The 12,272-nt window shown below is 66.3% G+C and carries 12 protein-coding genes; 4 read left to right on the forward strand and 8 right to left on the reverse strand.

The window, feature by feature from the left end; translation table 11 throughout:
- The 3 genes from L879_RS23130 to L879_RS0105455 form a co-directional block, all read right to left on the reverse strand.
- Complete coding sequence (locus tag L879_RS23130) at positions 1-429, reverse strand: endonuclease domain-containing protein (RefSeq protein WP_084020738.1); 429 nt, start codon at positions 427-429, stop codon at positions 1-3.
- A 175-nt stretch (positions 430-604) separates the two neighbouring features.
- On the reverse strand, positions 605-1,546 hold the full coding sequence (locus L879_RS0105450; RefSeq protein ID WP_027315216.1) for a glycine--tRNA ligase subunit alpha: 942 nt from the start codon (positions 1,544-1,546) through the stop codon (positions 605-607).
- 180 nt (positions 1,547-1,726) lie between these two features.
- Positions 1,727-2,587, reverse strand: a complete 861-nt coding sequence (locus tag L879_RS0105455) for a S49 family peptidase (RefSeq protein WP_027315217.1) — start codon at positions 2,585-2,587, stop codon at positions 1,727-1,729.
- 186 nt (positions 2,588-2,773) lie between these two features.
- Between L879_RS0105455 and L879_RS20560 the strand changes: the two genes are divergently transcribed.
- Positions 2,774-3,079 carry a hypothetical protein gene (locus L879_RS20560; protein ID WP_051435073.1) on the forward strand — a complete coding sequence of 102 codons (306 nt, stop codon included), beginning with the start codon at positions 2,774-2,776 and terminating at the stop codon, positions 3,077-3,079.
- Between the two features lie 27 nt (positions 3,080-3,106).
- On the opposite strand, the gene L879_RS0105465 is transcribed toward L879_RS20560, so the two are convergent.
- Together L879_RS0105465 and L879_RS0105470 are read right to left on the reverse strand one after the other, a co-directional pair.
- The gene (locus L879_RS0105465) at positions 3,107-3,859 is read right to left on the reverse strand and encodes a tRNA1(Val) (adenine(37)-N6)-methyltransferase (protein WP_051435074.1); all 753 of its coding nucleotides are present in this window, start codon (positions 3,857-3,859) and stop codon (positions 3,107-3,109) included.
- Positions 3,852-4,076 (reverse strand): putative signal transducing protein, encoded by a 225-nt coding sequence (locus L879_RS0105470; protein ID WP_027315219.1) that lies wholly within the window; start codon positions 4,074-4,076, stop codon positions 3,852-3,854. Before L879_RS0105470 ends, L879_RS0105465 begins: the two co-directional genes overlap by 8 nt.
- Before the next feature lie 109 nt (positions 4,077-4,185).
- Between L879_RS0105470 and L879_RS0105475 the strand changes: the two genes are divergently transcribed.
- A complete protein-coding gene (locus tag L879_RS0105475) occupies positions 4,186-5,205 on the forward strand; it encodes a polyprenyl synthetase family protein (protein WP_027315220.1) in 1,020 nt (339 codons plus the stop codon).
- A 357-nt stretch (positions 5,206-5,562) separates the two neighbouring features.
- Complete coding sequence (locus L879_RS0105480) at positions 5,563-6,372, forward strand: MetQ/NlpA family ABC transporter substrate-binding protein (RefSeq protein WP_027315221.1); 810 nt, start codon at positions 5,563-5,565, stop codon at positions 6,370-6,372.
- A gap of 93 nt (positions 6,373-6,465) precedes the next feature.
- Here L879_RS0105480 and L879_RS0105485 read toward each other — a convergent pair whose 3' ends face one another.
- The 3 genes from L879_RS0105485 to L879_RS0105495 form a co-directional block, all read right to left on the reverse strand.
- Positions 6,466-7,338 carry a 4-(cytidine 5'-diphospho)-2-C-methyl-D-erythritol kinase gene (locus L879_RS0105485; protein WP_027315222.1) on the reverse strand — a complete coding sequence of 291 codons (873 nt, stop codon included), beginning with the start codon at positions 7,336-7,338 and terminating at the stop codon, positions 6,466-6,468.
- 107 nt (positions 7,339-7,445) lie between these two features.
- Positions 7,446-9,233, reverse strand: coding sequence for a tetratricopeptide repeat protein (locus tag L879_RS0105490; RefSeq protein ID WP_027315223.1), 1,788 nt, complete (start codon positions 9,231-9,233; stop codon positions 7,446-7,448).
- Between the two features lie 224 nt (positions 9,234-9,457).
- Positions 9,458-11,122, reverse strand: a complete 1,665-nt coding sequence (locus L879_RS0105495) for an electron transfer flavoprotein-ubiquinone oxidoreductase (RefSeq protein WP_027315224.1) — start codon at positions 11,120-11,122, stop codon at positions 9,458-9,460.
- A gap of 308 nt (positions 11,123-11,430) precedes the next feature.
- Between L879_RS0105495 and L879_RS0105500 the strand changes: the two genes are divergently transcribed.
- The gene (locus L879_RS0105500) at positions 11,431-12,243 is read left to right on the forward strand and encodes a uracil-DNA glycosylase (protein ID WP_027315225.1); all 813 of its coding nucleotides are present in this window, start codon (positions 11,431-11,433) and stop codon (positions 12,241-12,243) included.
- The last annotated feature ends 29 nt before the right edge of the window (positions 12,244-12,272 follow it).

Raw genomic sequence — 12,272 nt, forward strand, 5'->3', positions numbered from 1 at the left:
CTACCCTGCCCTTGAGAGGGAAGGGCGGCCGTCAGGCCGGGGTGGGGTGGACAGCGCGAGCGCTTCCGATTGAGGCGAGCCATACAGGCCCGCGTAAATGGTGTCGAGGACGCCAGGCATATTCTTGCTCAGCTCGGCATTCCAGAACCGCATGACGCGGTAGCCCTCGCTTTCAAGCCAGCGAGTACGATGTTCGTCACGGGCAGCGACCTCATCTTCGGCGTGCTGTCCGCCATCGAGCTCGATGATGAGACGTGCCTTCAGACAGGCGAAATCGGCAACATAGGGGCCGAGCGGCACCTGCCGCCTGAAGTGGCTGCCGTAGACTGGTATGTTCTTCAGGGCGCGCCAAAGAGCCTTTTCCGCATCGGTTGCATTCCGACGCAGAGCGCGAGATCGGGACGTGCCGATTTTGCGGGTTGAAGGCATCTCAGGTCTGTTCCGTTATCAAATTCTCGCTTGAACCGCTGCCCCGACCCTCCTCCCCCTTGTGGGGAGGAGATGGAGGTGGGGGTGTGAGCGATAACCTATGCAGCTCTGGCGCTGGCACCCCCACCCTTGATCCCTCCCCACAAGGGGGAGGGAGAAGGGCCAGATCTGTTGTTTAAGCCGCCGCGCCTCCGCCCTCGGTCTTCAGCCATGCCGCGCCGCAGGCTTTCGCCAGTTCGCGGACGCGCAGGATGTAGCTCTGGCGCTCGGTGACGGAGATCACGCCGCGGGCGTCGAGCAGGTTGAACATGTGGCTGGCCTTGATGCACTGGTCATAGGCCGGCAGGGCCATGAGATGGCGCTGGTCGTTGGAACCGGACTTGGGCTCGCCGTCCTCCAGATACTTGCGGCAGGCGGCCTCGGCGTCGCGGAAGTGCCGGAATAGCATCTCCGTGTCTGCATATTCGAAGTTGTGGCGGGAATATTCCTGCTCGGCCTGGAGGAACACATCGCCATAGGTGACCTTCCGGTCCCCTTCGAGGCCGTTGAAGTTGAGGTCGTAGATCGATTCCACGCCCTGCAGATACATGGCGAGGCGCTCGAGCCCGTAGGTCAGCTCGCCCGCCACGGGCGAGCACTCGAAGCCCGCCACCTGCTGGAAGTAAGTGAACTGCGACACTTCCATGCCGTCGCACCAGCATTCCCAGCCGAGGCCCCAGGCCCCCAGCGTCGGGCTTTCCCAGTCGTCCTCGACGAAGCGGATGTCGTGGACACCCGTGTCGATGCCGATGGCCTTGAGCGAGCCGAGATAGAGCTCCTGCAGGTTCGGCGGGTTCGGCTTCAGGATGACCTGGAACTGGTAATAGTGTTGAAGCCGGTTGGGGTTCTCACCGTAGCGCCCGTCCTTCGGGCGGCGGGAAGGCTGGACATAGGCCGCGCGCCAGGGCTTCGGGCCCAGCGCCCGAAGGGTCGTCGCCGGGTGGAAGGTGCCCGCGCCGACCTCCATGTCGTAGGGCTGGAGAATGACGCAGCCCTGCTCCGCCCAATAGCGCTGGAGCGTGAGGATCAGGCCCTGGAAAGAGCGCGCAGGGTTCATGTGCGCGGGTTCGCTCGTCATGTCGGCGTCCGGTTTGTCTTGAAAATCTCTGGCGAACCCTTGGGATGACGGAGGCCCCAAGTCAAGCGTTGGGGCGGCATCCCTGTCATTCGCGGTCGATAGGGTCATGGCGGGCAACGGAATTTCCCTGCCCGCTCAAGGCCCTGGATCCTGTCGCAGGCCCTGAAGGCCACCGAGACCTTAAAGCCCCAGCCGGGCCCAGGCGGCCCGCTCCTCCAGGGCTCCCACCACCTCGCCGGGATCGATGAGGCTGCTCTGGCCGAGCGACCGGCGGCCGAAGAGACGGCCCAGCAGCGGCGGGCCGGAGGGCTCGATCATGCGGAACCGCACCGTCTCGCCGAAGCGCTGGCGCAGGATGGGCCGGATGTCGCCGAGGCCGTCGACGAGGCCGAGTTCGAGCGCCTCCGCGCCCACCCAGAAAGCACCCGAGAAGAGGTCGTCGTAGGAATCGTTGAGCTTTTCGCCCCGGCGCTCGCGCACGAGTTCGGCGAAGACGTCGTGGATCCGGCGCTGGAGCCCCTTCAGGCGCACCACGTCTTCCGGGTTCTCGGGCCGGAAGGGGTCGAGCATCGCCTTGCTCTTGCCCGCCGTATGGACCCGGCGCTCGATGCCGATGCGCTCGATCAGTTCATGGAACCCGAAGCTGGCCGAGACGACGCCGATGGAGCCGACGATGGAAGCCGGATCGGCATAAATCTCGTCCGCCGCGCAGGCGATCATGTAGCCGCCGGAGGCCGCCGCATCCTCCACGAAGGCGATGACGGGGATCTTCTTTTCCTCCGAGAGGCTGCGGATCCGCCTGTAGATCAGGTGCGACTGGGCCGCCGAGCCCCCGGGGGAGTTGATGACGAGGCCCACCGCCTTCGCCCCCGGCACGGAAAAGGCGCGCTCCAGCAGGGGCGCCACGCTCGACATGGCGAGCCCTGGCCGCAGGGGCATCACGGCGCCGATGGCGCCCGACAGGCGCACCACGGGAACGATGGGAACCGTGTAGCGACGATACTTGCTCGGAAGAAGGAACTGAAGACGTTCGGGAAGCATGGATGAGAACGAAGTTTGAGCCATGCCCCCTATGTAGGGTGTACGGCCCTGCTTCCCAAGATGAATGTGCCGTTAGGGAACTTGTTGGCCACCATTCAGTTACGGCCGTTTAAACAGAAAGCATGGAGAAAAGCCCTGCGGCGAAGCCGTCACGGCCCGCCCGGAGCAAAGGTGAGGAGATTGTCGATGCGTCGTTTGATTGTAGGCCTTCTCGGCTTTGCCGCCCTCGGCCTCGGCGCCGTTTCCGTCCAGCCGGCCGAAGCGCAGCCCTATTACCGGGGCTATGGATACGGCCATCGCCCGGTGATCGAGTACCGTTACGGCCACCCCTATCGCGGCTATCGCCCCTATCGTCCCTATTACGGTTATCGTCCGGTCCGCACGGTCCGGCGCTGCTGGGTCGAGCGACGGAGGGTCTGGACGAATTACGGCTGGGTGCGCCGTCCTGTAGAGGTCTGCCGCACGGTTCAGCGGCCCTACTACAGGTACTGACCATAAGGGCGCCGAAAGGCGCCCTTTTCATAGAAGAGCCGCTTCGCCCAGGTGCAGCGCCTCCGCCTGGGGCGTGAAGCGCCCGTCGGGGCCGTTCAGGATCACGGGCGGCAGAATGGTCAAGGGCGCGCGGGCGCCCTTGGTCCCGGAGAGCAGGAAGCGGATCGCAGGCCTGTCGGCCGCCGGGTGAACGAAGCGCAGCTCCATCCCGCCGAGGCGCCCTTCCAGGATCGCGAGGCATTCGGCGACCCGGTCGGCCCGGTGGATCATCACGAGCCTCCCCTTGGGCTTGAGCAGGCCCGCGCAAGCCTTGAGCCAAGCCTCCAATCCGCCCGCCGGCAGGGCATGGGCCGCAGCCCGGCTCCGATCGGGCGAGATCCGGGCCTGCCCCTCTTCCAGGAAGGGCGGATTGGTCAGGACGAGATCGGCGCTCTCTGGCCTCAGGCCCGCATCGTGGCGGGAAGCCTTGTCGAGCACATCGGCGACGGCGACCTCCCCATGCAGATTGTTGTCCCGGCAATTGCGGCGGCAGAGCGCGGCAAGCGCGGGATCCCGCTCCACGAAGACGAAACGCGCATCCGGCACGCGGGCCGCCGCCATGAGGCCGACCGCGCCGGTCGCCGCGCCAACGTCCATCGCCACGTCGCCGGGCCTCACGGGGGCGGCGGCGGCCAGCAGCACCGCATCGGTACCCGCGCGATGGCCCTTCGCGGGCTGAAGGAGGCGGACCCGCCCGCCCAGCAGTAAATCCTGCGTGATCTCAAGGGTGGTCTCAGACATGGCGCAGCTCGGATTCGAGACCGGCCTCGGCGATCAGGCGGCGGGCCTGCGCCATATGCCCTTCGGGAACGAGGACCCGGCGCGGGAAGGCCCCGATCATGCCCTCCAGGGCGCTCATATGCGCATCCGCAACGAGAACCGGGATATTGGCGTTTTCCAACAAGGATTGTAGGAAGCCGATCAGGACGAGATCGTTGGTTCGGACGATTTCGATCATCGGCTTGCGCCCCTTCCTTTGCGGTAAGCGTTTGCTTTGCAGCATGGAAAGTGCCATGCCAGTCCATATTCCTACCGGCCATCCCGGCCGGCAACCCGGGTCATGACAAGTGGGCGTCGTCGTTCCGTTCGAAGACAAGCATCCCGAAAAGAATGCGAGCATCGAAAAGCTCGTGTCCCTTGTGGCCTCCGACATGGAACGGGTCAATGCGATGATCCTGTCGCGCACCGGTTCCGACGTCACGATGATCCCGGAAGTGGCCAATCACCTGATTTCCTCGGGCGGCAAGCGCCTGCGCCCCATGCTGACCCTCGCGACCGCCGGCCTCTCCGGCTACAAGGGCGACGGGCATGTGAAGCTCGCGGCCGCCGTGGAGTTCATGCACACCGCCACCCTCCTCCATGACGACGTTGTGGACGAGAGCGACATGCGCCGGGGCAAGATCGCCGCCCGAATCAAGTGGGGCAACGAGGCGAGCGTGCTGGTCGGCGACTTCCTCCTCGGCCAGGCCTTCCGCATGATGGTGGAGGTGGGCTCGCTGCGCGCCCTCGACATCCTGTCCGCCGCCGCGACAGTGATCGCGGAGGGCGAGGTGATGCAGCTCGCCGCCGCCAAGAACACCGAGACGACCGAGGACGAGTACCTCGCCGTGATCCGCGGCAAGACCGCGGAACTCTTCGCCGCCGCCTGCGAGGTGGGCCCGGTCATCGCCGGACGCCCCAAGGCCGAACAGGCCGCCTGCCGCTCCTACGGCATGAATCTCGGCATCGCCTTCCAGCTCGTGGACGACGCCCTCGATTACGGCGGCAAGGCCGCGACGCTGGGCAAGAACGTGGGCGACGATTTCCGCGAGGGGAAGATCACGCTGCCCGTCGTCCTGTCCTTCCGCCGCGGATCGGAGGAGGAGCGCGCCTTCTGGAAGCGCGTGCTCGAGCGGAGCGAGATCGAGGAGGCCGATCTCGAACAGGCCATCGCCATCATGCGCCGCCACCGGGCGCTGGAGGACACCGTCGAGCGCGCCCGCCATTACGGCGCCATGGCCCGCGATGCGCTCGCCCTCTTCCCGTCCGGTCCCATGAAGCAGGCTCTTCTCGACACCGTCGACTTCTGCATCGCCCGGGCGTATTGAGCATAGCAGATTTGTTCTTTTTAAAGAACAAAACGGTTGACATAAAAATCATCAGGTTTAAAAAGGTTCCTGTCGCGGGACGGCTTCGGCCGCCCCGGGGCCGCGGTGATTTGAGACGAGCAGCTTGCGCCGCGTGATCAAACGCTAAAGCGCCACGGAGCGTATCCCGCCTCGTGGTTCACGAGGATCCATGGCCATGACGCGCCTTCTCCTTATGACGGCATTCCTGTTGTCCCATCGGCCTCTTCCGGCCGAGCGGTGTCGTCGCTTCACGGCCTGATTCCTTTCCCTCCATCCCGAACCACATGTCCGGCTTCGTGCCGAAGACCGGGCGAACTTTGCCTGAAAGGTACTCCTATGTCCGTTTTCACCCGCCGCACCCTTCTGGCCGCCAGCATCGCGCTGGGCGCTGCCCTGACCACCGCGCTGCCCGTCGCGGCCCAGCAGAAGAGCATCAAGGTCGGCGTCATGTCCGGCGCCGAGGAAGAGGTGGCGCAGGTCGTCAAGAAGGTCGCGGCCACGAAGGGCCTTAACGTCGAGCTCGTTCCCTTCTCCGACTACGCGCTCGTGAACGAGGCGCTGGAGCGCAAGGACCTCGACGCCAACGCCTTCCAGCACAAGCCCTATCTCGACGCGCAGATCGCCGCCCGCGGCTACAAGATCATGCCCGTCGGCTTCACCTTCGTGCAGCCCATCGGCCTCTATTCGAAGAAGGTGAAGGCCGTCGCAGAGCTGAAGAGCGGCGCGAAGATCGGCATCCCGAACGACCCGAGCAACGGCGGACGCGCACTCAACCTGCTCGCCGCCCAGGGCCTGATCAAGCTGAAGGACGGCAAGGGCCTGTCGCCGTCGCTCCTCGACATCGCCGAGAATCCGAAGAACATCCAGATTTCGGAGCTCGATGCCGCGCAGCTGCCTCGCGCCCTGCCCGATCTCGACGCGGCCGTGATCAACACCGACCACGCGCTCAATGGCGGTCTCGACATCCGCAAGGACACGATCGCGGTCGAGAAGCGCGAGGGCAATCCTTACGCGAACTTCGTCGCCGCCCGGAAGGGCGACGAGAACCGCCCGGAGATCAAGACCTTCGTGGAGGCCTATCAGTCGCCCGAGGTCGCGAAGTTCCTGGACGAGCGCTTCAAGGGCGCCATCATTCCGGCGTGGTAAGCCGCCGCTCCGCAGCCTTTCATCATCGCTGCACGTCATGGCCGGGCTTGTCCCGGCCATTTCGTTTCGTGGAGGTCGGATCGACCCGGGAATCTACCGCAGGCTCGTCGCCCGCACCCACCAGCCCGGCCGCAGCTTGCTGAGCCGCCGGCCCGCCTCGGCGGCCGTGGCGGCATCGCCGTAGAGCCCGAACGCCGTCGCTCCGGAGCCGGACATGCGGGCAAGACGGCAGCCCGGCGTGTCCCGCAACAGGCCCAGCGCCTCGCCGATCAGGGGCTGAAGGGCGCGCGCGGGCGCCTCGAGATCGTTGCGGCCCTCCTGAAGAACCCCGACAAGCGCGTTCGCGGAAAGGCCTGCGACCGCCGGGTGGCGCGCGCCGGGCAGCGCCTCTCCCGGCCGAAGGCCGAGCGCCCTGAACACGGCCGGGGTCTCCACAGGCACGCGCGGATTGACCAGCACGGCGAAGAGGCGCGGCAGGCCGAGCGGCGGTCCGATCTCCTCCCCCGCCCCGCGCATCATGCGGGCCCTCGGCTCCAGGCAGACGGGCACATCGGCTCCCGTCAGGCGCGCCGCCTCGCGCAGGGCCGGGTGGGTCAGGGACAGGCCGTTCAGCCGCGCCAGCAGCCGCAGGGCCGCGGCTGCATCCGACGAACCGCCGCCGATTCCGGCCGCCACGGGCAGACGCTTCACGAGATGAAACGTCCCGACCTTGAGACCCTCCACGCGCTCCGCGAGCAGGCGCGCCGCCTTCAGGACGAGATTGTCGGAATCGCTCCCGGCAAGGGGCGCCGTCGGGCCGCGGACATCGAGGGCGAGCGTCCGCCCCGGTTCGAGCCGCAGATCGTCGCCCGTTCCGGCGAAGGCCACGAGGCTCTCCAGGTCGTGATAGCCGTCCGCCCGGCGCCCGAGCACGTGGAGCGTCAGGTTGATCTTGGCGGGAGCGCGGGTGGCGAGCGGCAGGGGCATGGCGCTTCCATGCCCCAGAGCGGGGCGGTTGGGAAGAGCGGCCCTGACACGCAAGCGGCCGGGACGAGCCCGGCCACGATGCAGGATCAACCGCTTCGGGAGAAGCCTTACCCGCCGTTCTGCTTCGGCGCTTCCGGCTGGGGCGGAGGCGCATTCTCGGCGGCGGCGGGCTTCGGGTCCTCTCCCAGGCCGTTGTCGATCTTCTTAAGGATCTTCACCAATTCCTCGTGCTCCGGATCAGAGTTCTTAGCGTGATCCCACTGGAACTTCGCCTCGAGCTTGCGCCCGACCCTCCAATAGGCATCGCCCAGGTGATCGTTGATCGTCGGATCGCCCGGCTTCAGCTCCACGGCCTTCTCCAGCTCGCGCACGGCGTCCTCGTAGCGGCCCATGCGGTAATAGGCCCAGCCGAGCGAGTCGATGATCATGCCGTCGCGGGGGGCGAGCTCCACGGCCTTCGTGAGCATCTTGAAGGCTTCGTCGATGTTGATGTTCTGGTCGACCCAGGAATAGGCGAGATAGTTCATCACCTGCGCCCTGGCGGCCGGCAGCCCCTCGGGAACGAGTTCCAGCGCCTTCTTCAGGTCCGGCTCGGCCTTGTCCCATTGCTTCGCGCGCTCATAGGAGGTGCCGCGATAGAAATAGAGGATCCAGTGGCCGCGTTCCGGCTGGCCGATCAGCTTGATGGCCTTGTCGTAGGTCTCGGCGGCGTCCGCGAACTTCTTGCGCGAGCGCTGGACGTTGCCCAGCGCCATGATGACTTCCACGTCGTCCGGGCGCGCCTTCATGAGCGCGTCGAGATGGGAGATGGCGTCGTCGCCCCGGCCCAGCAGCTCGTAATTGTGGCCGATGGAGATGTCTGCGCTCGTCCGAATGGGCGAATCCTTGGGAACCCGGTCGAAGATGGCGTTCGCCTTGTCGTATTGCTTCAGGCGCTCATAGACGTCGCCGAGGGTGATGAGGGCAAGCGCATGATCGCCCTTGAGATCGAGGCCGAGGCGCAGATAGATGATCGCCGTCAGCTCGTCGCCCTGGGAATTGCCCACGACGCCGAGGCCGTAGAGCAGCTCCGCCGCGCCCTCCTGCGCATTGGTGACATGGGGCGCAAGCGGCTTGCCCTGCTCCAGAGCCTCCATGGCGGCGCGGACGATGGGATGGCGCGGGGCCACCTCGTCGAAGGCCTTGTAGATCTTCAGGGCGTCTTCCTTGCGGCCGCGCTTGGCGAGGAAGCGGCCGTAGGCGTCGACCACCTGGAGGGTGTTGCGTTCGCCCTCGTAGGCCGCCTTGAAGCGCTTCTCCGCCTCGTTCGGGTTGCCGGTCACATCCGCGATGAGAGCGGCGTGATATTCGCGGAACTGGTCGAAGGCGCGCTCGTTCTTGAGCTTGTCGACGGTCGCGAGCGCCTGTTTGCCGTCCTTGGATCCGGCATAGGTCCAGGCCGTCAGGAGCGTCGCCGTCAGGTCCGCCTGCCGGCCGCGGATGCTCTTCGAGAGCCGGGCCCGGGCATCGGCGTATTTCTGGTTCTTCATGGAGCGGACGCTTAAGGCGAACTGCGCGAGATTGTTCGACGCGTCCTGGGCCGAGAGGCGCTCCGCCGCGCGGATCGCATCCGCCATGGAGCCGTTGGCCAGGAAGGCGACGAAGGCGCGCTCCAGAAGCTCCTGGTTACGGGGATCTTCCTGGATCGCCTCGCGGAAGAAGATAGACGCCGCCTCGGTATCCCGCGCGGAGCCCGCCACATAAGCCGAGAGGAAGTTGCCTTCGAGGCTCTGGGCGGGCCTCAGGATCTCATCGTCCGTATTCGCGGCGGCGACCGGCGCCGCCAGGAGGCTGGCGGCCATCAGCATCAGGGCAGGCAGGCCCTTCCGGACCAGAGGCGTTTTCAAGGTGGGCACGAAGCGCGGCTCCAATCATCGCGACATCTCATCGGGAGGAGATGTGCGCCAAATCAGGCCGGAGAATGGCGTCTCCCTCCGAGAGCCGCAAGGGGACAATTGCCGCTGGGGGCGTAAAAGCCGCGTGAGGGGAGAGGAGAGCAGGCCTTCCTCCCCCTTGTGGGGAGGGAAACACGCGCCTTACGCGGCTGCTATCCGGGATGGCGGCTCGCAAGTCAGCGCCATTACATATTCACGTAGTTCGGCCCGCCGCCGCCCTCGGGGGTGGTCCAGGTGATGTTCTGGTTCGGATCCTTGATGTCGCAGGTCTTGCAGTGGACGCAGTTCTGCGCGTTGATCTGGAACCGCGGGCCGCCCTCGCCCTCGACCCATTCATAGACCCCCGCCGGGCAGTAGCGCTGCGAGGGGCCGCCGAAGACATCGTGCTCGGAGGCCTTCTGCAGGCTCATATCCTTCACCTTGAGATGAACCGGCTGGTCCTCCTCGTGGTTGGTGTTGGACAGAAACACCGAGGACAGCTTGTCGAAGGTGAGCACCCCGTCCGGCCTGTCGTACTTGATGGGCTTTGCCTGGGAAAGCGGCAGCAGGCATTCGTGGTCCGCCTTGCCGTGCTTCATCGTCCCGAAGGGCGACCAGCCGAAGAGTTCGTTGAGCCACATGTCGAGCCCGCCGAGCGCCACGCCTGCCACCGTGCCGAACTTCGACCAGAGCGGCTTCACGTTGCGCACCCGCTTGAGATCGTGGCCGATGGGCGAGGAGCGCCAGGCCTCCTCGTAGGATGCGACCTCGTCATTCGCCCGGCCCGCCTGGAGCGCTGCGAAGACGTGATCGGCGCAGAGCATACCGGACAGGATCGCGTTGTGGCTGCCCTTGATGCGCGGCACGTTTACGAAGCCCGCGCTGTCGCCGACGAGGCAGCCGCCCGGGAAGCTCAGGCGCGGCACCGATTGCCAGCCGCCCTCCATGATGGCGCGCGCGCCGTAGCCGATGCGCTTTCCGCCCTCGAACACGTCCCGCACCATCGGATGCGTCTTGAATCGCTGGAACTCGTCGAAGGGCGAGAGCGTCGGGTTCTTGTAGTTGAGGTGCACCACGAAGCCGACGGAGACGAGATTGTCGTCGAAATGGTAGAGCCAGGAGCCGCCGCCCGCATCGTTCGGCAGCGGCCAGCCCATGGAGTGGCGCACGAGGCCTGCCTGGAACTTCTCGGGCTTGACCTGCCAGAGCTCCTTGATGCCGATGCCGTATTTCTGGTGATCGCGGCCCATATTCAGGCCGAACCGTTCGACCATCTGCTTGGTGAGCGAACCGCGCGCTCCCTCGCCGAAGATGGTGTACTTGGCGCGCAGCTCCATGCCGCGGGTGAAGTTGGCATTGGGCTCGCCATTGCGGCTGATGCCCATGTCGCCGGTGGCGACGCCCACCACCTTGCCGTCCTCGACCAGCACTTCAGAAGCCGGGAAGCCGGGATAGATCTCGACACCCAGCTCTTCCGCCTTGCGGCCGAGATAACGGGCGACATTGCCGAGCGAGCCGACGAAATTGCCGTGGTTGTTCATGAGCTTGGGCATGAACAGGTTCGGCAGGCGCACGCCGCCGGCATGGCCCAGATACAAAAACTCGTCCGCCGTCACTTCCGTCTTGAGCGGCCGGTCGGGATCGGTGCGCCAGTCCGGCAGGAGGGCGTCGAGGCCGATGGGATCGATCACCGCGCCTGAGAGGATGTGCGCGCCGACCTCGGAGCCCTTCTCGACAACGACCACGGAGATGTCGGCGCCCTGTTCCGCGGCGTGCTGCTTGAGGCGGATGGCGGTGGCCAAGCCCGCCGGACCCGCGCCCACGACGACGACGTCGAACTCCATCGATTCACGGGCGGGCAGATCGGACATGGGGGCTCCTCCTGGGCGCACTCTCAAGCGGCATATAGTTTATATATGAACAATCGAGCCGACTTCTCAAGTCCGGCTCTCGTCCTCGACGCTCTCCTAGCGCCGTTGCAGCGACACGGAAAGTTCTGTTTCCTCATAAGGTCATGCGAAAGCATCTGCTTTTTGGAGGATGCGCGGGCTCCGATTCGCGGCAATGGGCGGCTTTCGCGGCAGCCGGGAGCAGAGCGGGACCGGCGCCCGCGCCTTTCCTGGGGGGCCGACACCGCATGCGAGTTGTTCACAGCCCTCAGGACGCTTACATAGATCCCATGCAGGACTTCCCCTCAGATCGCGATGCCCTTCAGGCGCTGCTCGACTTCCATGTCGAGGCGGGGGTCGATCTTGCGCTCGACGAGACGCCGCACAACCGCTTTGCCGAGCCCGCCCCGGCGAAAGCGCCTGTTCCGAAGGCCGCTCCGGCTCCGTCCGCGCCCTCCCCCCGCGCCCTGCCGAAGGCGGCGGCGAGCGCTCCCGAGGAGGTGGCCAGCCTCGCCCGCGAGCAGGCCCGGCATGCCCTGTCCCTGGAGGAGCTCGAGGCGATCCTGGCGGGCTTCGACGGCTGCGCCCTGAAATTCTCCGCCAAGAACCTCGCCTTCGCGGACGGCAACCCGGAGGGCCGGGTGATGCTGGTGGGCGAAGCTCCCGGCGCAGACGAGGACCGGATCGGCAAGCCCTTCATGGGCCGCTCGGGCCAGCTGCTCGACCGGATGCTCGCCACGATCGGGCTCGACCGGACCCAGGTCTATGTGGCTAACATCGTGCCCTGGCGTCCGCCGGGCAACCGCACCCCGACGCCCCAGGAAGTGGCCATCTGCAAGCCCTTCATCGCACGGCAGATCGAGCTGGCGTCGCCTGAATTCCTGCTCTGCCTCGGCGGCCCGGCGGCCCAGAACCTCCTCGGGCTCAAGGACGGAATCCTGCGCACCCGGGGCCGATGGTTCACCTACAAGACCGAGGACGGACGCGAGATCCGGGCGCTTCCGACCCTGCACCCGGCCTATCTCCTGCGCCAGCCCCTGCAGAAGCGTCTCGGGTGGCGGGATTTCCAGGCCCTGCGGAGGGCGCTCGACGGGCGGGAATGAGAGCCGCCGCGCGGGCTGCCTGGAACCGG

The sequence above is a fragment of the Microvirga flocculans ATCC BAA-817 genome (genome assembly GCF_000518665.1).
In the GTDB taxonomy this organism is placed as follows: Bacteria; Pseudomonadota; Alphaproteobacteria; order Rhizobiales; family Beijerinckiaceae; genus Microvirga; species Microvirga flocculans.